The sequence below is a fragment of the Frigoribacterium sp. AC759 genome, from assembly GCF_979256015.1.
The window spans coordinates 22,383-41,789 of record NZ_CEEDMT010000014.1 but is presented as its reverse complement, the minus strand read 5'-3'; the positions used below and the strand labels follow the sequence as shown (position 1 = coordinate 41,789).

17 protein-coding genes and 1 tRNA gene are annotated in these 19,407 nt (G+C 71.3%); 5 read left to right on the top strand and 13 right to left on the bottom strand.

The features are described 5' to 3' along the window. Window positions 1-15: 15 nt before the first annotated feature. From ACZ6JE_RS10855 to leuC, 5 genes are all read right to left on the bottom strand, one after another. Window positions 16-1,029, bottom strand: a complete 1,014-nt coding sequence (locus ACZ6JE_RS10855; RefSeq protein WP_192059231.1) for an NAD(P)H-dependent glycerol-3-phosphate dehydrogenase — start codon at window positions 1,027-1,029, stop codon at window positions 16-18. A gap of 73 nt (window positions 1,030-1,102) precedes the next feature. Then, a complete protein-coding gene (locus tag ACZ6JE_RS10850; protein ID WP_464318934.1) occupies window positions 1,103-1,888 on the bottom strand; it encodes a lysophospholipid acyltransferase family protein in 786 nt (261 codons plus the stop codon). Between the two features lie 7 nt (window positions 1,889-1,895). Beyond that, a complete protein-coding gene (gene murA / locus ACZ6JE_RS10845) occupies window positions 1,896-3,263 on the bottom strand; it encodes a UDP-N-acetylglucosamine 1-carboxyvinyltransferase (RefSeq protein WP_192058363.1) in 1,368 nt (455 codons plus the stop codon). Next, entirely contained in the window at window positions 3,264-3,860 is a 597-nt protein-coding gene (leuD, locus tag ACZ6JE_RS10840) for a 3-isopropylmalate dehydratase small subunit (protein ID WP_192058365.1), read from the bottom strand. It lies immediately after the preceding gene. Then, on the bottom strand, window positions 3,860-5,329 hold the full coding sequence (gene leuC / locus ACZ6JE_RS10835) for a 3-isopropylmalate dehydratase large subunit (protein WP_243215506.1): 1,470 nt from the start codon (window positions 5,327-5,329) through the stop codon (window positions 3,860-3,862). Before leuC ends, leuD begins: the two co-directional genes overlap by 1 nt. Before the next feature lie 210 nt (window positions 5,330-5,539). Between leuC and ACZ6JE_RS10830 the strand changes: the two genes are divergently transcribed. Further along, complete coding sequence (locus tag ACZ6JE_RS10830; protein WP_464318933.1) at window positions 5,540-7,030, top strand: outer membrane protein assembly factor BamB family protein; 1,491 nt, start codon at window positions 5,540-5,542, stop codon at window positions 7,028-7,030. Beyond that, entirely contained in the window at window positions 7,027-8,541 is a 1,515-nt protein-coding gene (locus ACZ6JE_RS10825) for a PQQ-binding-like beta-propeller repeat protein (protein WP_464318932.1), read from the top strand. The genes ACZ6JE_RS10830 and ACZ6JE_RS10825 overlap by 4 nt, the downstream gene beginning before the upstream one ends. 99 nt (window positions 8,542-8,640) lie before the next feature. Here ACZ6JE_RS10825 and ACZ6JE_RS10820 read toward each other — a convergent pair. Further along, window positions 8,641-8,716, bottom strand: a tRNA-Glu gene (locus ACZ6JE_RS10820). Window positions 8,717-8,953: 237 nt separating this feature from the next. Here ACZ6JE_RS10820 and ACZ6JE_RS10815 point away from each other — a divergent pair. Genes ACZ6JE_RS10815 through ACZ6JE_RS10805 form a run of 3 tightly spaced genes read left to right on the top strand, consistent with a single transcriptional unit; the run spans window position 8,954 to window position 11,961 of the window. Then, the gene (locus ACZ6JE_RS10815) at window positions 8,954-10,306 is read left to right on the top strand and encodes an MFS transporter (protein ID WP_464318931.1); all 1,353 of its coding nucleotides are present in this window, start codon (window positions 8,954-8,956) and stop codon (window positions 10,304-10,306) included. Next, complete coding sequence (locus tag ACZ6JE_RS10810) at window positions 10,299-11,285, top strand: alpha/beta hydrolase (RefSeq protein ID WP_192058373.1); 987 nt, start codon at window positions 10,299-10,301, stop codon at window positions 11,283-11,285. Before ACZ6JE_RS10815 ends, ACZ6JE_RS10810 begins: the two co-directional genes overlap by 8 nt. 40 nt (window positions 11,286-11,325) lie before the next feature. After that, window positions 11,326-11,961: an MBL fold metallo-hydrolase gene (locus ACZ6JE_RS10805; RefSeq protein WP_464318930.1), complete on the top strand. Its 636-nt coding sequence runs from the start codon at window positions 11,326-11,328 to the stop codon at window positions 11,959-11,961. 99 nt (window positions 11,962-12,060) lie between these two features. Here ACZ6JE_RS10805 and serA read toward each other — a convergent pair whose 3' ends face one another. The 7 genes from serA to ACZ6JE_RS10770 all read right to left on the bottom strand — a co-directional run bounded on the left by serA (window position 12,061) and on the right by ACZ6JE_RS10770 (window position 19,338). Next, a complete protein-coding gene (serA, locus tag ACZ6JE_RS10800; RefSeq protein WP_243213512.1) occupies window positions 12,061-13,650 on the bottom strand; it encodes a phosphoglycerate dehydrogenase in 1,590 nt (529 codons plus the stop codon). Window positions 13,651-13,766: 116 nt separating this feature from the next. Then, complete coding sequence (locus tag ACZ6JE_RS10795; RefSeq protein WP_192058379.1) at window positions 13,767-14,150, bottom strand: hypothetical protein; 384 nt, start codon at window positions 14,148-14,150, stop codon at window positions 13,767-13,769. Further along, entirely contained in the window at window positions 14,147-14,593 is a 447-nt protein-coding gene (locus ACZ6JE_RS10790; RefSeq protein ID WP_464318929.1) for a hypothetical protein, read from the bottom strand. The genes ACZ6JE_RS10795 and ACZ6JE_RS10790 overlap by 4 nt, the downstream gene beginning before the upstream one ends. Further along, window positions 14,590-15,729, bottom strand: coding sequence for a mannitol-1-phosphate 5-dehydrogenase (locus ACZ6JE_RS10785; protein WP_464318928.1), 1,140 nt, complete (start codon window positions 15,727-15,729; stop codon window positions 14,590-14,592). Before ACZ6JE_RS10785 ends, ACZ6JE_RS10790 begins: the two co-directional genes overlap by 4 nt. 104 nt (window positions 15,730-15,833) lie before the next feature. Further along, complete coding sequence (gene ilvC, locus ACZ6JE_RS10780; protein WP_320479029.1) at window positions 15,834-16,859, bottom strand: ketol-acid reductoisomerase; 1,026 nt, start codon at window positions 16,857-16,859, stop codon at window positions 15,834-15,836. Window positions 16,860-16,948: 89 nt separating this feature from the next. Continuing rightward, window positions 16,949-17,455 (bottom strand): acetolactate synthase small subunit, encoded by a 507-nt coding sequence (ilvN, locus tag ACZ6JE_RS10775; protein WP_192058388.1) that lies wholly within the window; start codon window positions 17,453-17,455, stop codon window positions 16,949-16,951. Further along, a complete protein-coding gene (locus ACZ6JE_RS10770) occupies window positions 17,452-19,338 on the bottom strand; it encodes an acetolactate synthase large subunit (protein ID WP_192058390.1) in 1,887 nt (628 codons plus the stop codon). Before ACZ6JE_RS10770 ends, ilvN begins: the two co-directional genes overlap by 4 nt. Between the last annotated feature and the right edge of the window lie 69 nt (window positions 19,339-19,407).

Below are 19,407 nucleotides of genomic sequence, written 5' to 3'. Positions count from 1 at the left end.
GCCGTCGACCCCCGGTCACTCGCCCTGGGGCTCGCTGGTCTCGGTGAGGTGCGGAGCGATGTTCCGCGGGTCAAGCGTACCGGCGAGCACTTCGGCGACCTGCTGCACGATGGGCATGTCGACGCCGCGACCGCGGGCCAGCTCGAGGATCGGCGCGACCGACGCGAGACCCTCGGCGGTCTGGTTCATCTGCCGCACGACGTCGCCGAAGGCGTACCCCTGACCGAGGAGGCGCCCCGCGGTGTTGTTGCGCGACAGGGGCGACTCGCACGTCGCGATGAGGTCGCCGAGCCCGGCGAGACCGGCGAGCGTCTCGGCCTTGGCCCCGAACGACACCGCGAACGCCGTCATCTCGGCCAGACCGCGCGTGATGATCGACGCCTTGGTGTTCTCGCCGTAGCCGACGCCGTCGACGATGCCGATGGCGACCGCGATGAGGTTCTTCAGCACGCCCCCGAACTCGGTGCCGATGACGTCGGTGTTGACGAACGAGCGGAAGTACGGGTTGGTGGCGGTCGCGGCGACGAGCGTCGCCGTCTCGAGGCTGTGCGACGACACGACCGCAGCGGTCGGCTGCCGCTTCGCGATCTCGAGCGCGAGGTTCGGGCCCGAGGCCACGGCGATGAGCGACCTGTCGATGTCGAGCTCGCTCTCGATGACCTCGCTCATGCGGAGGCCGGTGGCCTTCTCGACGCCCTTCATCAGGCTGACCACGGGCACGCCGCGCGGCACGAGCGAGCGGATCGCCGAGAGGTTGTCGCGGAGGGTCTGACTGGGCACCGACAGGTAGACCTGCTCGGCACCCGCCAGCGCGGTCTCGACGCTCGACGAGGCCACCAGGGTGCGCGGGAGGTTGATGCCCGGCAGGTAGTCGGTGTTGCGCTTGCTCTCGGTGATCTCGCGGGCGACCTCGGGGCGACGGGCCCAGAGCGTGACGTCGGCGCCGCCCTCGGCGAGGACCTTGGCGAACGTCGTGCCCCAGCTGCCCGAGCCGAGCACCGCGACCCGACGCGGCACGGAGTCCCGCATGACGATCGAGATCGCCTCGGTGGTGACGGCGCCCTCGCCGAGTGATTCGATCGCGCCTTCGCGCGACGCAGGACTACTCAAAGCGGCCGGTCTCCTTCTGGTCGTTCTTGGCGGGGTTCCAGCGCTCGACGGGTGCCTGCTCGTCTCGGAGGCGCTCGAGGAGTCCGGTGATCGCCGCCATGACGAGGGCGGTCGCCTCGGTCATGGAGGCCTGGTCGAGGGGCCGGTCGCGGTAGGCCGAGAGATCGACGGGATCGCCGACGATCACGCGGATCCGCTTCCGGGGGAACGGACGGAGCTTCGACGAGTAACGCCCCATGAGCTCCTGACTGCCCCAATGGGCGACGGGCACGAGAGGCACACCGGCGGCGAGGGCCAACCGGACGGCCCCGCTCTTGCCCTTCATGGGCCAGAGGTCGGGATCGCGGGTGAGCGTGCCCTCCGGGTAGACGATGACCCCGCCGCCCACCGAGGTGAGCCGACGCGCCGCGGCGAGCGGATCGCTGTCGTGCGTGCGACCGGCGCGCTCGACGGGGATGTGCCCCATCGCGTGCATCAGCCGGCCGAACACGGGCACGCGGAAGAGCGACGCCTTGGCCATGAACCTCGGCAGGCGCCCGAGCCCGTACATCACGCGCCCGACCACGACGGGATCGATGTTGGTGATGTGATTGGGCGTCAGCACGAACGAGCCGGAGGCGGGCAGCTTCTGCCCGTCGACGACCTCGATCTCCGCCATCAGATCGAACAACGGCGCCGCAGGGATGGCCAGGGCCCGGAAGATCGCGCCCTTGTCCATGCGGCGCCCACGCGTCGCGACCGGGACGACGGGGGCGTCCGGGTCGCCGTGGGGTGCCACGCTCCGATCAGCCCTTGAAGTCGAAGTCGGCGCCCAGCTTGCGGAGCTTCGCGATGAAGTGCTCGTACCCGCGGCTGATGATGCCGACGTTGCTGATCTTCGACTCGCCCTCGGCCGTCAGGGCCGCGATGAGGTGGCTGAAGCCGCCGCGCAGGTCGGGGACGCGGATGTCGGCGCCGTGCAGCGCGGTCGGGCCGTTGATGACCGCCGCCTGCTCGAACTCGCGACGCGCCACGCGACGGTCGTGACCGGGCAGACCCTCTTTGTGCACCGTGATGTCGGCACCCATGTCGTTGAGGGCCTCGGTGAACTGGAAGCGGTTCTCGTAGACGGTCTCGTGGACGATCGACGTGCCCTGCGCCTGCGTGAGGGCCACGATGAGCGGCTGCTGCCAGTCGGTCATGAAGCCGGGGTGCACGTCGGTCTCGACGACGACGGGCTTGAGCTCGCCGCCCGGGTGGAAGAACCGGATGCCGTCTTCGTGCACGTCGAAGTCGCCGCCGACCTTGCGGAAGACGTTGAGGAACGTCATCAGGTCTTTCTGGTCGGCGCCCTCGACGAAGATGTCGCCCTTCGTGGCGAGAGCGGCCGCGGCCCAGCTCGCTGCCTCGTTGCGGTCGTTGATGGCCCGGTGCGTGTAGCCGCGGAGCTTCTCGACGCCCTCGATGAAGATGACGCGGTTCGGCTCGACCGAGACGATGGCGCCCATCTTCTGGAGGATCGCGATGAGATCCATGATCTCGGGTTCGATGGCCGCGTTGCGCAGCTCGGTGACACCCGTGGCGAGCACGGCGGTCAGCAGCACCTGCTCGGTGGCGCCGACGCTCGGGTAGGGCAGCTCGATGTTGGCGCCCGCGAGACCGTTCGGGGCGGTCAGGTGGATGCCGTTGTACGACTTGTCGACGACGGCTCCGAACGCACGGAGGGCGTCGAGGTGGAAGTCGATGGGGCGGTCGCCGATGCGGCAGCCGCCGAGGTCGGGGATGAACGCCTCGCCGAGGCGGTGCAGCAGCGGGCCGCAGAAGAGGATCGGGATGCGGCTGGAGCCGGCGTGCGCGTCGATCTCGGCGAAGTGGGCCGACTCGACGTTCGACGGGTCGAGGATCATCTCGCCGCGGGCCGGGTCGGTGATGCGGACGCCGTGCACCGACAGCAGACCGCGGACGACGTTGACGTCGCTGATGTCGGGCACGTCGCGCAGGATGCTCGGGGTGTCGCCCAGCAGCGACGCGACCATCGCCTTGGTGGCGAGGTTCTTGGCGCCGCGCACCTCGATGCGACCGATCAGCGGCTTGCCGCCGCGGATCACGATCTCGTCGGACTTGAGCCCCACACGGGCCCCTGCTGCTGCTGCGTCTTGGATGAGCGAGTTCACTTACTTCACCGGCAATGTCTTCGGGCGCCATGCGGCGCGGCGGGTTTCGAATTCTGTGATGGCCGCTTCGTCGCGGAGGGTCAGGCCGATGTCGTCGAGGCCTTCGAGGAGTCGCCACTTAGTGTAAGCATCGACTTCGAACGGGACCGACAGGTCGCCGATCGTGGCGCGTTGCGACTCGAGGTCGACGGTGATCTCGACACCGGGGGCGGCCTCGACGGCGGCCCACAGGCGCTCGATGTCGTCTTCGGCGACCATGGCGGCGAGGAGACCCTGCTTGCCCGAGTTGCCGCGGAAGATGTCACCGAACCGGGCGCTCAAGACGACGTCGAAGCCGAAGTCGCGGAGTGCCCAGACGGCGTGCTCGCGGCTCGACCCCGTGCCGAAGTCCGGCCCGGCGATCAGGACGCGGGCGCCCTGGTACTCGGGTCGGTTGAGGACGAAGTCCGGGTCCTGGCGGGCGGAGAAGAACAGGGCGTCTTCGAAGCCCGTCTTCGTGACCCGCTTGAGGAACTCGGCCGGGATGATCTGGTCGGTGTCGACGTTCGACCGCTTCAGCGGTGCCGCCACCCCGGTGACGGTGGTGAACTTCTCCATCAGAGCGCGCCTCCTGAGGGGGTGCCGGTCAGGCGCTCGGCGAGGGCGTCGCCGATCGGGGTGTCGGAGGTGAGATCCCAGGGGGACGACAGCGTGCCGCGGACGGCGGTCGCCGCCGCGACGAGCGGCGAGACGAGGTGGGTGCGACCGCCCTTGCCCTGACGACCCTCGAAGTTGCGGTTCGAGGTCGATGCGCAACGCTCGCCCGGTGCGAGCTGGTCGGGGTTCATGCCGAGGCACATCGAGCAGCCGGCGAAGCGCCATTCGGCGCCGAAGTCGGTGAACACCTTGTCGAGACCCTCGGCCTCGGCCTCGAGGCGCACCCGGGCGGAGCCGGGCACGACCATCACGCGGACGCCCTCGGCCTTGGTGCGGCCCCGGATGATCGACGCGAAGGCGCGGAGGTCTTCGATCCGGCTGTTCGTGCACGAGCCCATGAAGACGGCGTCGACCGCGATGTCCTTCATGGCCGTGCCGGCCTCGAGCGCCATGTACTCGAGGGCACGCGACGCGGCGGCGCGCTCGTTCGGGTCGACGATCGCCTCGGGGTCGGGCACTGACTCGCTGAGCGAGACGCCCTGACCCGGGTTCGTGCCCCAGGTGACGAACGGCTCGAGCTCGTCGGCGTCGAGGAAGATCTCGGCGTCGAACACGGCGTCGTCGTCGGTCGGCAGGGTCTGCCAGTAGGCGACCGCGTCGTCCCAGTCGGAGCCCTCGGGGGCGTGCTGACGACCACGGAGGTAGTCGTAGGTGGTCTGGTCGGGGGCGACCATGCCGGCCCGGGCACCGGCCTCGATCGACATGTTGCAGATCGTCATGCGCCCCTCCATCGAGAGGGAGCGGATCGCGCTGCCGCGGTACTCGAGCACGTAGCCCTGCCCGCCGCCGGTGCCGATCTGGGCGATGACGGCCAGGATGATGTCCTTCGCGGTGACACCGGGCCGGAGGGTGCCCTCGACCGTGACCGCCATCGTCTTGAACGGCTTCAGCGGCAGGGTCTGCGTCGCCATCACGTGCTCGACCTCGCTGGTGCCGATGCCGAACGCCATCGCCCCGAAGGCCCCGTGGGTCGAGGTGTGCGAGTCGCCGCAGACCACGGTGATGCCGGGCATCGTGAGCCCCAGCTGCGGGCCGACGACGTGGACGATGCCCTGCTCGGCGTCGCCGAGAGGGTGCAGGCGCACGCCGAACTCGGCCGTGTTGCGGCGCAGCGTCTCGATCTGCGTGCGGCTGGTCAGATCGGCGATCGGCCGGTCGATCGCCAGCGTGGGCGTGTTGTGGTCTTCGGTCGCGATCGTCAGATCGGTGCGACGCAGCGGCCGCCCGGCCTGGCGGAGGCCGTCGAAGGCCTGCGGGCTCGTGACCTCGTGGACGAGGTGGAGATCGATGTAGAGAAGGTCGGGGGCGCCGTCTTCGCCCTTGACGACCACATGGTCGTCCCATACTTTCTCGGCCAGCGTTCTACCCACGGGCCCGCCTCTCTCGATGTCTGCTGCTCGGATGATCGTCGAAGTCTACGCCAGGGTCGTGCGCGAGTCCTCGGTCGAGGGGGCAACGCGCGGGGCCGGTCCGCCCATTCCCGCCGACCGGGCGAGCACCGACGCGGACGGCTCCGAATACCATGACGGCAGTCGTCGGACGCACCGGCGGCGCCGCTCGACGAGGAGGTCGATCCGCCCGTGCCCGACCCCCTGCCCGGCCCCGCGCGAGACCCGTGGCGACGACTGCGCGCCGTCCGCGGTCGACGTGCGCCGCGCCTCCTCGGGGGCTACCTGGCGCTGCTCGTGGCGACGGCGATCGTGCTGATCGCGGGGTGGGCGGCCGACCCCGACTACGGCGCGGAGCCGCCGTGGCGCGGACTCGTCGTCGACGACCTCCGCTCGGCCCCCGGCGAGACCCTCTGGTCGCTCGACCTCGCGGCGCTGCTGGCCCCCGAGGCGCCCGCGCACTGCGTGCAGCTCTGGCCGTCGGTCGCCGAGTCCGGTCTGGTCGCCGTCACCACCTCGATCGACCTCGACCTCGAGGCCGACGTGGACCTCCGAGCCGACGACCTCGCGCAGGCCGCCGAGTGCCGCACGGCGGCGTTCGCCCACGACACGAGCCGCGTCGCCCTCGTCGACGTCCGCACCGGAGCCGCGGTCTGGGTGCACGACCTCGTCGACGACGTGCCCGACGCCGACCCGACGAGCATCCCGTCGGCCCAGGTGGTGCCGGCGGCGGGCCGCGTGCTCGTGCAGACGCAGTCCGAGCGCGGGCTCGTGCAGGCGGCGCTCGCCGTCGACGACGGACGGCATCTCGAGACGGCCCGCGAGCGCCGCGACCTGCCGAGCATCAGCGTGGCCACGCTCGGTCGCCTCCAGCTGCGCTCGGCGGCGGCCGCGGTCGGCGACCCCGACGCGTACGCCCTCGTCGACGCCGCCGCGCTGACCGTGCCGGTCTGGCGCGGATCCGCGGATCGGGGCGCCGCTCCCCTGCTGGTGCCCGGCGCCCTCATCGTGCGCATCGAGGGGCGCACGGTCAGGATCGACGGGCGCACCGGCGAGATGACGCCGTACCGGTCGGACCCCGATCTGGTCGCGGCCGGCTCACCGGGGCCGGGCGGCGACGACGACCTGTTCGCCGTGCGCTCCGGTCCCGGAGGCCGCGTCGTCTCGGCCCTCGGCCCCGACGGCGCCGCCCGATGGGCGCGCCCCCTCGACGCCCGCTCGATCGCGTCGACGCCCGGCTGCCTGCTCGTGACGTCCGACGACGACACGACGACGTGCCTGCGGCCCGCAGACGGCACGACGCGCTGGTCCGTCGACGGTGCGGCCGCGACGGCGCGCGGAGTGCCCGGGCAGGTCTCCGACGACGTCTACGGCATCGCCCGCCGCGACGGTCGACCCCGACTCACGGCCCTCGACGGCCCCACCGGGCGGTCGGTGTTCGACGTCCCCGCGGGCGATCTCGAGACGGTCGTTGCGGCTTCGCGCACCGTCGTCTACCTGACGAAGGGTGCCTCGCCGCAGAGCAGGGCCGTGGCCGCCCACGACGCCGCCTCGGGACGCCCGCTCTGGACCCTCCGTTCGGCGGGCAGCGTCTCGTTCTGGGGCGGAGCGCTCGTCGAGGTCGACGGCGTGGGCGTCGCGCGACGACTCGGCGGCGGTCAGCGGATCGGGGCGACGTCATGACCCGGCCATCCGACCGACAGGCCGAGGAGGCGCGGGCCGGCACCCGACGGACCTCCCGTCGACGGGGCGGTCGCGTCGGTTCGGGCTGGCACCGCGCCTCCTCGGCCCGCCGCATCGCCACCGCCTACCTCGTCGGCGCGATCGTCACCGTCGTCGTGATCGTCGCGCTCGTGCCCGGGCAGCCGCGGTACGGGGCGGACCGGCCATGGCGCGGCGTCGCGGTCGACGACCTGCGGGAGGCGCCGACGGCCACCGGCTGGTCGATCGACCTCGGTGCCGCGCTCGCGCCCGGGACGCCGGCGGAGTGCCTGCGGTTCCGGGACGAGCCGATCGACGATCGTCGGGTGCTGCTGCGCGCGGCCGGCGCGTGGACCTACGGCTTCGCCAACGACGGCGACTGCGGCGGGGCCACGGCGGGCGTGGGCACTCGACTGGCGTCGTTCGACACCGACCTCGGGCGCGTGCTGTGGGTCCACGACGTGGCCGACGACCTCCTGGCGCTCGGGCTGCGGGGCCCGGTGGAGCTCGCGTCGGCCACGGTCGTCGACGACGCCCGCATCGTCGTGGTGCGGGCCCGGGCGGGCGGCCAGACGGTCCTCGTCACCCTCGACGCGACCACCGGTGAGCCGAGGCAGCAGACGGCCCCGGTGACGACGGTCGACTCGGAGCAGTTCCAGACGGCGGGCCGCACGGTGATGACCGGCGGGCAGACGGCGGAGGGCGCGACGTATGCATTCCAGCTGCGCGACGTCCGCGATCTCGACCTCGTGCTCTGGGCCGGCCCCGGGAGTCTCGAGGGCCAGGCCCTCGCCTTGCCGGACCGCCTCGTGGTCGCCCGCCCGGGAGGCACGGTGCAGGTCGGTCTCGACGGTCGTGAGACCCCGTGGCGCGGGGACCTCGCCGCGCTCGGGGGCTACGTCGCCCGCCCGGACTCGATCGTGGGGCCCGTCCGCGGCGTCGACCGGGGCTTCGCCGCCGTCGACCTCGACGGACGGCCGCTGTGGACCTCCACCCCGGAGGCGTCGGGCTCGTACTCGACGTCGCGGACGTGCCTCACCGTCACCGATCTGAGCGACGACCAGCTCAGCTGCGTCGACTGGGGCACCGGGGAGGTGCGGTGGTCAAGACCGGCGGACGGGGCGTCGAGCGCCGACGGGCTGCCCGGTCAGACCGACGACACGGTGTACGCCACCGTCACCGCGCCCGGCGCCGGCCCGCAATCGGTCGTCGCCCTCGACGGCGAGACCGGGGCCGCGCGCGCGACCATCGCCCTGCCGGACGGCGCGGTGGTGGTCGCCGCGTCGCGCACCGTCGGGTACGCCCTCGCCTTCGGCAGCTCGGGCGGGCGCTCGACCCTCGTCGGGTTCGACCTCGCGACGGGCGAGACGCTGTGGTCGTTCGCGGGTCAGCTGCAGATCGGCACCTGGGCCGGGCGCTTCGTCGAGGTCGACGTGGACGGGGTGGCCCGTCTGCTCGAGGGGACTACCCGGAACGTCGTCGCCACGCCGTGACGTGTCGAGCGGCCGGTGAGGCTGGGCCTCGACCTCGACCGGCGCCAAGTGCCGGGAGACGACGAAACCCGCTCAGCCTGAGCTGAGCGGGTTTCGTGGTGGTGACCCCAACGGGATTCGAACCCGTGTTACCGCCGTGAGAGGGCGACGTACTAGGCCGCTATACGATGGGGCCGTATTTGCAACTCGTCGAGTATGCCACAGCTGTCGAGCGCCGCACAAATCGGCCCGGTTGCGCGGTTCGGAGCCGAGTCGCAGGCTCTGCCGTACTGCGCCAGAGCAGCGGGAGTTCTCCTTCTGCAGCAGCCGGTGTATCGTGCACAGCACTGAGGTAAAAGGCGTCGCGCTCTGCGGCGCACCCGCACGCGGCATCGAACGAGTCGCCACTTCTTCCCAGAAGGAGTGCGCCCCCGTGTCCCCCAGTCCCTCTCCCACCCGCGGTCGGCTGCCTGCCGGCGACGCGCCTCCCCGGCTCTCCGACTCGTGGATCGCCCTGGCCGGGCTCTCCGCGGTGTTCCTCTTCGAGATGCTCGACACCTCGGTGCTGAACGTCGCCCTGCCGACGATCGGCCGTGAGCTGGGCTCGTCGACGACGGGGCTGCAGTGGGTGTCCGGCGCCTACGCGGTCGCCTTCGGCGGGCTCATGCTCCTCTTCGGCGCCGTCGCCGACCGGGTGGGGCGCCGCCGTATCATGCTCGCGGGCCTCGCGCTGCTGGCCGTGGCGAGCCTCGCCACCGTGGCGGTCACGACCACCGAGCAGCTGATCGCCGTCCGGGTGCTGACGGGCGTCGCCGCGGCGATGACCACCCCCGGGTCGATGGCGCTGGCGTTCCGGCTGTTCGACGACGAGGGCCTCCGCGTCCGGGCTCTCACGGTGATCTCGACCGCGGGGCTGGTGGGCCTCGCCGTCGGCCCGACCGTCGGCGGGTTCGTGCTCGCCGTCGCCCCATGGCAGGTGCTGCTGCTGGCCGACGTGCCGATCGCCGCGCTCGCGTTCATCGGCATCCTCGTCGGCGTCGCTCGCGACGACGCGGCGGGGTTGCGGCGTGGCCCGGTGGTGGATCTGCACCTGCTCGCCCGCCCCCTGGTGTCGAGCGGCCTGGCGTTCAAGGCAGCGTCGGGCCTCGCCGTCGCCGGACTGTCGTACCTCGTCACGCTGCAGCTGCAGTTCGCCTGGGGCTGGCCGCCGGCCCTCGCTGCCGTCGGCACGCTGCCGCAGGTCGTCGTGCTCCTGGCCGGGGGCCGCCTCGTCGGGCCCTTCGTGCAGCGGGTCGGCCTGAGCCGGGCCGCCGGGGTCAGCGCCGCCGCTGTCGTCTCGGGCCTCGCGGTCTTCGGCGCCCTGAGTCGTCAGGGGTACGTCTGGGTGCTCGTCGCGCTCGTGCTCGTCGCCGTCGGCATGCGCGTCGTCGGCGTCGTGGCCGGAGTCTCCGTGCTCACGGGCCTCCCGGCCGACCGCACCTCGGTCGGCGCGGCCCTCGTCGACACCTCGAGCGAGCTCGCCGGAGGAGCCGCCGTCGCCGCCGCGGGCACGATCGTCGCCGCGTTCGTCACCGGCAGCATCACGACCGCCCCGTGGACGGCCTCGCGGCTCGCGTCCTTCGAGAACGCCCTCACCGTCGCCGGGCTCGGTCTCGCCGCGGTCGCCGCCGTGCTCGTCGCGATCGGGATGGTCCGGGCCCGGGCCGCCGACCCCGCCCTCGGCACCACTGCACCCACCCCCTCGTCCGCTCTCACCCCCACCGCCCAGGAGTCCTCTCGTGTCTGACAAAACAGCCCTGCCCCGCCCGCCGTTCGACCCCGAGTTCGCGCCCTTCCTGGAGGCGATGGAAGCCCGCGGCCGCTTCCGCCTCGAGACCGCGATGCTGCCGCAGATGCGACAGCTGGACATGAAGGAGGCGCAGCTCGACGAAGGGCTGCGGGCCCGCGGTCTCGAGAGGCGCAGCTTCACCGTTCCCGGGCACCTCGGCGAGCCGATCGCCCTCGCGGTCGTCCAACGCATCGGCCGCACCGGGACGGCGGCCTGCGCCTACGCCATCCACGGCGGCGGGATGATGTTCGGCCACCACCTCGGCAATCTCGACTCGTACGACGACTGGCTGTTGGTGCACGACGTCGTCCTGATCAGCCCCGACTACCGTCTCGCCCCGGAGCATCCCGACCCGTACCCGGTAGAGGACTGCTACGCCGGCCTGGTCTGGGTCGCCGAGCACGCCGATGAGCTCGGCGTCGACGCCGAGCGGATCGTCCTGGTCGGCCAGAGCGCCGGAGCCGGGCTGGCGGCGGGCACGGCGCTGCTCGCCCGGGATCGGCGGGGGCCGGCCGTCGTCGGGCAGGTGCTCGTCAGCCCCATGCTCGACGACCGTGACGCGACGCTCTCCGCCCGGCAGTTCGACGGGGTGGGTGTCGCCGACCGCGAGATGACCCGGTTCGGCTGGGACGCCTACCTCGGCGACCGTCGCGGAGGTGACGACGTGTCGATCTACGCCGCCCCCGGCCGCGCGAACGACCTGACCGGGCTGCCGCCGGCCTACGTCGACTGCGGCAGCACCGAGGTGTTCCGCGACGAGACCGTCGCGTACGCCGGCGCGCTCTGGGCGGCGGGAGTGCAGGCGGAGCTGCACGTGTGGCCGGGGGCGTTCCACGGGTCCACGAGCATGATGCCGGAGGCGATCCTGTCGCGCCGGGCCGTCACCGCTCTGCGCGACTGGACCGGGCGCCTCCTCGACCCCACGCCCTCGGGATGACTCGACGGCGTCGCCTGGATCCGCGCGTAGAGTCGCGCCCATGCGCCTCACCAAACTCGAACACGCCTGCCTGATCATCGAGATCGAGGGGCGGCGCCTGGTCGTCGACCCCGGGTCGTTCGGCTCGCCGATGATCGACGTGGCCGACGTCGACGCCGTCGTCGTGACGCACGAGCACCCCGACCACTGGACGCCCGACCAGCTCGCCCACCTGCTCGCGACGAACCCCGGCATGACGATCTACGGTCCGGCCGGAGTCGCCTCCGCGGCGGCCGAGTTCGACGTCCACGTCGTCGCGGACGGCGACACGATCGAGGTCGGCCCGTTCGACCTCGCGTTCCACGGCTCGCGTCACGCCGTCATCCACGAGTCGATCCCCGTCATCGACAACATGGGCGTGCTCGTCGACGGTCGGCTCTTCTACCCCGGCGACGCGTTCACCGTCCCGCCCGTTCCCGTCGAGATACTCGCCGCGCCCGTGGGCGCCCCGTGGTTGAAGATCTCGGAGGCCATGGACTACGTCACCGCCGTCGGAGCGACCACCGTGTTCCCCACGCACGAACGCACCCTCAGCGACGCCGGGCTCGCCATGCACTTCGACCGGCTCCGGTCGAGCGCCGAAGCGGCAGGCGGGCAGGCCTTGCTGCTGGCGGATCACGAATCCCTCGAGATCTGACGCCGCGCCTCCTCGGCGACGTCTCGGCCGCTCCACGGCCGGACGACGGACCGCCCGCCCCCGGATACGGGGGCGGGCGGTCAGGGGGGTGTGGTCGGACTAGAGCGTGATGTCGATCTCGCGCAGCAGCTCGGCGTCGATCGCGACGCGGACCTTCTCGACGAGCTCGTCGGGAGCGGGGCTGTCGATCGTCAGCACGCTGAGCGCCTGGCCACCGGCGCTGCGACGTGCGATCTGCATGCCGGCGATGTTGATGCCCGCCTCGCCGAACTCGCGCCCGTAGACGGCCACGATGCCGGGGCGGTCGCCGTAGACCATGACGAGGTGGTGCTTCGCGAGCGGCACCTCGACGTCGTAGCCGTTGATCTCGACGATCTTCTCGACCTGCTTCGTGCCGGTCAGCGTGCCCGACACCGAGATCTGCGAGCCGTCGCTGAGCGAGCCGCGCAGGGTGATGACGTTGCGGTACTCGTCGCTCGCCGGGTCGGTGAGCAGACGGACCGTGATGCCGCGCTGCTCGGCGAGCAGCGGCGCGTTCACGTAGCTGACCGACTCGCTGACGATGTTGGTGAAGATGCCCTTGAGCGCGGCGAGCTTGAGAACGCTGACGTCGTACTCGACGAGGTCGCCGCGCACCTCGACGTCGACGCTCGTGAGGGGGCTGTCGGCGAGGCCGGAGAAGACCTGCCCGATCTTCTCGACGAGGCCGATGCCCGGTCGGACGTAGGGGTCGATGACTCCCCCGGCGACGTTGACGGCGTCGGGGACGAGCTCGCCGCCCAGTGCCTGACGCACCGACCGCGCGACCGAGACGCCGGCCTTCTCCTGCGCCTCGGACGTCGACGCGCCGAGGTGCGGCGTGACCACGACGTTCTCGAGACCGAGCAGCTTCTGGTCGACGGGGGGCTCGGACACGAACACGTCGAGGCCCGCACCGGCGATCTCGCCCGTCGTGAGCGCCTCGTACAGGGCGTCCTCGTCGATGAGACCGCCGCGCGCGACGTTCACGACGAACGCGCTCTTCTTCATCGCCTTCATCTGCTCGAGACCGATCATGCCGGTGGTCTCGGGGGTCTTCGGCATGTGGATGGTGACGAAGTCGGCCGTGGCCAGCAGGTCGTCGAGCGAGAGCAGCGTGACCCCGAGCTGCTGGGCTCGCGCCGGGGTGACGTAGGGGTCGTAGGCGACGACGTTCACGCCGAACGCCTGCAGACGGGCCGTGATCAGGGCGCCGATCCGACCCAGACCGACGATGCCGACGGTCTTCTCGAACAGCTCGACCCCGGTGTACTTCGAGCGCTTCCACTGACCCTGGGCGAGGGCCGCGTGAGCGGCGGGGATGTGCCGGGCGAGACTCAGGATGTGCCCGACCGTCAGCTCGGCCGCCGAGATGATGTTCGACGTGGGGGCGTTGACGACCATCACACCGGCGGTCGTGGCCGCCTTGATGTCGACGTTGTCGAGGCCGACCCCGGCACGGGCGACGACCTTGAGGTTCGGCGCCGCGGCGATGGCCTCGGCGTCGACCTGGGTGGCCGATCGGACGAGCACCGCATCGGCGTCGGCCAGCGCCGTGAGGAGGGCCGGACGATCGGTGCCGTCGACCGATCGCACGTCGAAGTCGGGGCCGAGGGCCTCGACGGTTGCGGGTGAGAGTTCTTCTGCGATCAACACGACGGGCTTTGCCACGGAGACGATGTCCTTAAAGAGAGAGTCGGGGGGACGGCCGCGACGCGCCGTGGGCGCGGCTGTCGTCACTCTATCGACTCCGCCGACGTGTGACGCCCCGGGTCGGCCCGGCGGCGTCAGACGCTCTGGACGTACGCCGTGATCGTCAGGCTGAGGGCGGCCACCGCCGCGAGACCAGCGAGCAGGACCAGCGCCACGACGGGCAGCGGCCGACGGCGGACCACGACGAGCGCGGCGACGAAGGCCGCGGGCGGCAGCGCCACGTTCGCGATCAGGGCGAACCACGGCGGCGACGCCACGAGACCGTCGAGCCCGTTCTCGGCGTAGAAGTCGTTGTTGGCGTATCGCGCCTGCCCCGGCACGGAGACCAGGTTCGTGACGGCCTCGAACAGGTCGTAGGCGAACAGCAGACCGAACAGCACGACGAGGGCGACGAACACCACCGAGGAGGCGCGGTCGCGTCGGGTGCCGACCGTCGCTCCGGCGGAGGCCCGGCTCATGCGCCCGCGCCGATCAGGAGGGGCCAGGGGGCGACGACCAGGGCGCCGACGATCATGGCGAGGATGCGTCGGCGCGTGGCCGTGGCGGGCACGAGCACGATCGACGAGACGAACCAGAGCGCCGGCGCCGCCACCGCCAGGAGCACGCCGAACCGCCACAGGCCCGTCGCGACGGGGGTGGCGAAGGTGTACCCGAAGCGCCCGACGAGCGCGACCCAGCCGACGGAGCAGAGCAGGAAGACCCCGCCGAGCACCCCGTGGGCGATCAGCGACGCCGAGCTCATCGGCCGGACGGCGTTCGGATCGTCGTCGAGGTCGCCCTCGGATCCGATCGTCGAGGCGTCGCGGGAGGGCCCGTCGATGTGGCTGGCGTCGAGCTCGTCGCCCCAGCTCAGCGCGTCGTCGTCTCCGTGGTCGGGTGCGCCGGGGCCGCTCGGGGTCATGCCGACGTCTTGGCGGCCACCGCGTCGCGCAGAGCCGGGAAGAGCGGGTGGTCGGCGAGGACGCCCGTGAGCGTCGTCGTCAGCTCGTCGACACCGAGGCCCGAGACGAGCAGGGCCTGCAGCTCGACGCTCTCGACGTCGTCGGCCACGGAGAAGTCCAGGGCGGCACCGACGGCGCGGACGAGCGCCTCGGACGGCATCCCCCGCTCGGCGAGCTGCGCCGCAGGACCGACGAACCGCTCGTGCCGACTGAGCTTGCGGAGCGGGTTGCGCCCCACCCGCTCGGTCGTGTCGGGGAGGTGCGGGTTCGCGATGCGCACCAGGTTCTTCTCGATGTAGGCCTGCTGCGCGTCGGCCTCGAGCCCGTGCTTGGCGACGAGGAGGGACTTGGTCTCGGCGAGCACGCCCCGCACCTCGGCCATGACCTCGGTGTCGTCGAGAGCCTCGCGGATGCTCGTGAGACCGCGACGGAACCCGTGGTAAGCCGCCGCCGCGTGGGCGGTGTTGACGGTGAAGAGCTTGCGCTCGATGAACGGCTCGAGGTCGTCGACCCAGGTGACGCCCTCGATCTCGGGTCGGTTGTCGCCGAACGGCGTGCTCTCGACGACCCACTCGAAGAACGACTCGATGGTGACGTCGAGGGTGCCGCCGGCCTGCTCGGGGACGATGCGGTCGATGGCGCAGTTCGCGAAGACGGCATTGTCAGCGGGGTCGTGCTCGCGCACGGCGGCGGCCAGCGAGTCGGTGGCGTTGATGGCGTTCTCGCAGGCGATGACCGCGAGGGCCGGGCGGTCGGCGTCGCGGGCGGCGAGGCCCTTCGCGATGACCGGGGCGACGAACGGCAGGATGCGGGCGCCCACCGCGGTCGTGACGATGTCGGCGGCCGCGATCTCGGCGACCAGCGCCTCCTCGTCGGAGCGGCTGTTGATCGCCCGGTAGCCGTCGACGACCGTGGTGCGGCTGTCTTCGCCGACCTCGTGCACCTCGAACGACGACTGCGACTGCAACGAGCCGATGAGGTCGTCGTTCACGTCGGCGAACACGACCTCGTATCCGCTCGCATGGAGGAACTGGGCCACGAAGCCGCGGCCGATGTTGCCGGCGCCGAAGTGGACTGCTGTCTTGCGATCTGCCATGCCTTAGATCATGCCACGGCGAGGCCGACCGGGCGGACGCCGCGAGGGCCCCGCACCGGGCGGTGCGAGGCCCTCGTGGGGTGACTCGGTGACGAGACGGGCGACTAGCGGGCGGCGCTGCCGTCGACGTAGTCGGCGTCCTGCTGCTTCCAGGCGAACAGCGCGCGGAGCTCCTGGCCGGTGGCCTCGATGGGGTGCTCCTCGCCCTTCTTGCGCAGCTCTTTGAACTCGGGGGCGCCGGCGTCCTGGTCGTCGATGAACCGCTTGGCGAACGCGCCCGACTGGATGTCGGCGAGCACGGCCTTCATGTTGTCCTTCACGTCGGGGGTGATGACGCGCGGGCCGGAGACGTAGTCGCCGTACTCTGCCGTGTCGGAGACGCTCCAGCGCTGCTTGGCCAGGCCGCCCTCCCAGATGAGGTCGACGATCAGCTTGAGCTCGTGCAGCACCTCGAAGTAGGCGATCTGCGGCTGGTAGCCGGCCTCGGTGAGGGTCTCGAAGCCGTACTGGATCAGCTGCGAGGTGCCGCCGCAGAGCACCGCCTGCTCGCCGAACAGGTCGGTCTCGGTCTCTTCGGTGAAGGTGGTCTTGATGCCGCCGGCACGCAGACCGCCGATGCCCTTCGAGTACGACCAGGCGAGGTCCCAGGCGGAGCCCGAGGCGTCCTGCTCGACGGCGACGATGACAGGGACGCCGCGGCCCGCCTCGAACTCGCGGCGGACCGTGTGGCCCGGACCCTTGGGGGCGACGAGCACGACGTCGACGCCTGCGGGCGCCTCGATGTAGCCGAAGCGGATGTTGAAGCCGTGCCCGAAGACGAGCGCCTTGCCGTCGGCGAGGTTCGGGGCGATGTCGTCGGCGTAGACGTGGCGCTGCACCTGGTCGGGCGCGAGGATGACGATGACGTCGCCCCAGGCCGAGGCCTCGGCGGGCGTCTGCACGGTGAACCCGGCCTCTTCGGCCTTGGCGCGGCTCTTCGAGCCCTCCTTCAGGCCGACGACGACCTCGACGCCCGAGTCGCGCAGGTTGAGCGCGTGCGCGTGGCCCTGCGATCCGTAGCCGATGACGGCGACCTTCTTGCCCTGGATGATCGACAGATCGGCGTCGTTGTCGTAGACGATTTCAGTCACAGTGGTGATACTCCTCGGTTGTCGACGGGTGTCGGTGGATGTCGGTTGATGGGGGCCGAGGAGGCGCGGGTCGACCGCGCCCCGCCGGTCTAGTTCTTGAAGACGCGGTCGGTGATCGATTTCGCGCCGCGGCCGATGGCCAGCAGACCCGACTGCGAGATCTCCTTCACGCCGTAGGGCTCGAGCACGCGGAGCAGGGCGTTGGTCTTGCCCGTGTCGCCGGTCACCTCGATGACGAGGGCGTCGGTCGAGACGTCGACGACCGAGGCGCGGAAGAGCGTCACGGCCTCGAGCACCTGCGATCGGGTCGTGTTGTCGACCCGCACCTTGATCAGCATGTGCTCGCGCTGCACCGACTGCGAGTAGTCGAGCTCGACGATCTTGATCACGTTGACGAGCTTGTTCAGCTGCTTCGTGACCTGCTCGAGCGGGAGCTCCTCCACGTCGACGACGACCGTGATGCGGCTGAAGCCCTCGAGCTCGCTCTTGCCGACGGCGAGGCTCTCGATGTTGAAGCCGCGGCGGGCGAAGAGGCCGGCGACCCGCGTCAGCAGACCCGGCTTGTCTTCGACCAGGAGGCTCAGGACGTGGCTCATGCGTGCTCTCCTGTCATGTCGCCGTCGCGCGTGGTGTCGGAGGCGCTCGTGCCGGGCGCCTCGTCGTCCCACTCGGGAGCGAGGGCTCGGGCGTGCTGGATCTCGGAGTTCGAGACGCCCTGGGGCACCATCGGCCACACCATGGCGTCGCGGCTGACGACGAAGTCGATGACGACCGGGCGGTCGTTCGTCTCGAGCGCCAGCTTGATGGCGGCGTCCACCTCGTCTTCACGACGCACGCGGATGCCCAGGGCCCCGTACGCGTCGGCGAGCTTCACGAAGTCGGGCACCATGCGCGTCTCGTGCCCCGTGTTCAGGTCGGTGAACGAGTGGCGGCCCTCGTAGAACAGGGTCTGCCACTGCCGCACCATGCCGAGCGACGAGTTGTTGATGATCGCGACCTTGATCGGGATGTCGTTGATGACGCAGGTGGCGAGCTCCTGATTGGTCATCTGGAAGCAGCCGTCGCCGTCGATGGCCCAGACCACGCGATCGGGCTGCGCGACCTTGGCTCCCATGGCGGCCGGGACGGAGTAGCCCATCGTCCCCGCGCCTCCGGAGTTGAGCCAGGCGTTCGGACGCTCGTACTGGATGAACTGCGCCGACCACATCTGGTGCTGTCCGACGCCCGACGCGTAGACCGCCTCGGGGCCCGAGAGCTCGCCGATCCGCTGGATGACGCCCTGGGGCGAGAGGAGGCCGTCGTCGGGTTCGGTGTAGCCGAGGGGGAACTGCTCGCGCAGCCCGTCGAGGTGCTCCCACCAGGCCGAGATGTCGGGGCGCGTGCCACCGGTGACCTCGAGGAAGGCGCTCGTGAGGTCGGGGATGACGACCTTCGCGTCGCCCACGATGGGGACGTCGGCGATGCGGATCTTCGAGATCTCGGCGGGGTCGATGTCGACGTGGACGACCTTGGCGTTCGGCGCGAAGAGATCGGCCTTGCCCGTGACGCGGTCGTCGAAGCGGGCGCCGAGCGCGATGATCAGATCGCTCTCTTGAAGACCGAGCACGGCCGGGACGGTGCCGTGCATGCCCGGCATGCCGAGGTGCTGCTGGTGCGAGTCGGGGAACGCGCCTCGAGCCATCAGGGTCGTCACCACGGGGGCGCCGGTGGCCTCGACCAGGGTCTTGAGCTCGGCGGACGCGCCGGCGCGGATGACCCCGCCGCCGACGTAGAAGACGGGCTGCTTCGCATCGGCGATCATCTGGGCCGCGGCCGTGATCTGCTTGCCGTGCGCCTTGGTCACCGGTCGGTAGCCCGGCAGGTCGACGACGGGCGGCCAGATGAAGGGCGCGCTGTTCTGCTGGGCGTCTTTGGTGATGTCGACGAGCACCGGGCCGGGTCGACCCGTGCTGGCGATCTGATAGGCCGCCGCGAGGGTGGCGGGGACGTCCTCGGGCTTCGTCACGAGGAACGAGTGCTTCGTGATCGGCATGGTGATGCCGACGATGTCGGCCTCCTGGAAGGCGTCCGTGCCCATCAGGGTCGAGAACACCTGACCGGTGATGGCCAGCAGGGGCACGGAGTCCATGTAGGCGTCGGCGATGGCCGTGACGAGGTTGGTCGCGCCGGGGCCGGAGGTGGCGATGGCCACGCCGACCCGACCCGACGAGGCCGCGTAGCCCTCGGCGGCGTGACCGGCGCCCTGCTCGTGCCGGACCAGGATGTGACGGATCGCCGTCGAGGCCATCAGCTCGTCGTAGAACGGGATGATCGCGCCGCCCGGCAGGCCGAAGACGTCGGTCACGCCGAGGTATTCGAGCGACTTGAGGATCGCGCCCGAGCCGGTCAGGACGGGAGGCGCGGTGGTGGCGTCGGGACTGGTGCCGCGCCCGGAGGCACGGGTCGTGCCGCCGGGGAGGGGCGTCGCTTCTGGAGGCATCGGGGCCGGGTTCCTCTTCGTGATGATGTGACGGTGATGACGGGGTGTCGCCGCTGCCGGTCGAGCCCT

Excerpts from the sequence above, each read along its gene's own strand:
- ACZ6JE_RS10855 (WP_192059231.1), bottom strand. The coding sequence starts at position 1,029 with ATGCGGGACTCCGTGCCGCGTCGGGTCGCGGTGCTCGGCTCGGGCAGC.
- leuD (WP_192058365.1), bottom strand. The coding sequence starts at position 3,860 with ATGGAGAAGTTCACCACCGTCACCGGGGTGGCGGCACCGCTGAAGCGG.
- ACZ6JE_RS10825 (WP_464318932.1), top strand. The coding sequence starts at position 7,027 with ATGACCCGGCCATCCGACCGACAGGCCGAGGAGGCGCGGGCCGGCACC.
- ACZ6JE_RS10805 (WP_464318930.1), top strand. The coding sequence starts at position 11,326 with ATGCGCCTCACCAAACTCGAACACGCCTGCCTGATCATCGAGATCGAG.
- ACZ6JE_RS10795 (WP_192058379.1), bottom strand. The coding sequence starts at position 14,150 with ATGAGCCGGGCCTCCGCCGGAGCGACGGTCGGCACCCGACGCGACCGC.
- ACZ6JE_RS10790 (WP_464318929.1), bottom strand. The coding sequence starts at position 14,593 with ATGACCCCGAGCGGCCCCGGCGCACCCGACCACGGAGACGACGACGCG.
- ACZ6JE_RS10785 (WP_464318928.1), bottom strand. The coding sequence starts at position 15,729 with ATGGCAGATCGCAAGACAGCAGTCCACTTCGGCGCCGGCAACATCGGC.
- ilvN (WP_192058388.1), bottom strand. The coding sequence starts at position 17,455 with ATGAGCCACGTCCTGAGCCTCCTGGTCGAAGACAAGCCGGGTCTGCTG.
- ACZ6JE_RS10770 (WP_192058390.1), bottom strand. The coding sequence starts at position 19,338 with ATGCCTCCAGAAGCGACGCCCCTCCCCGGCGGCACGACCCGTGCCTCC.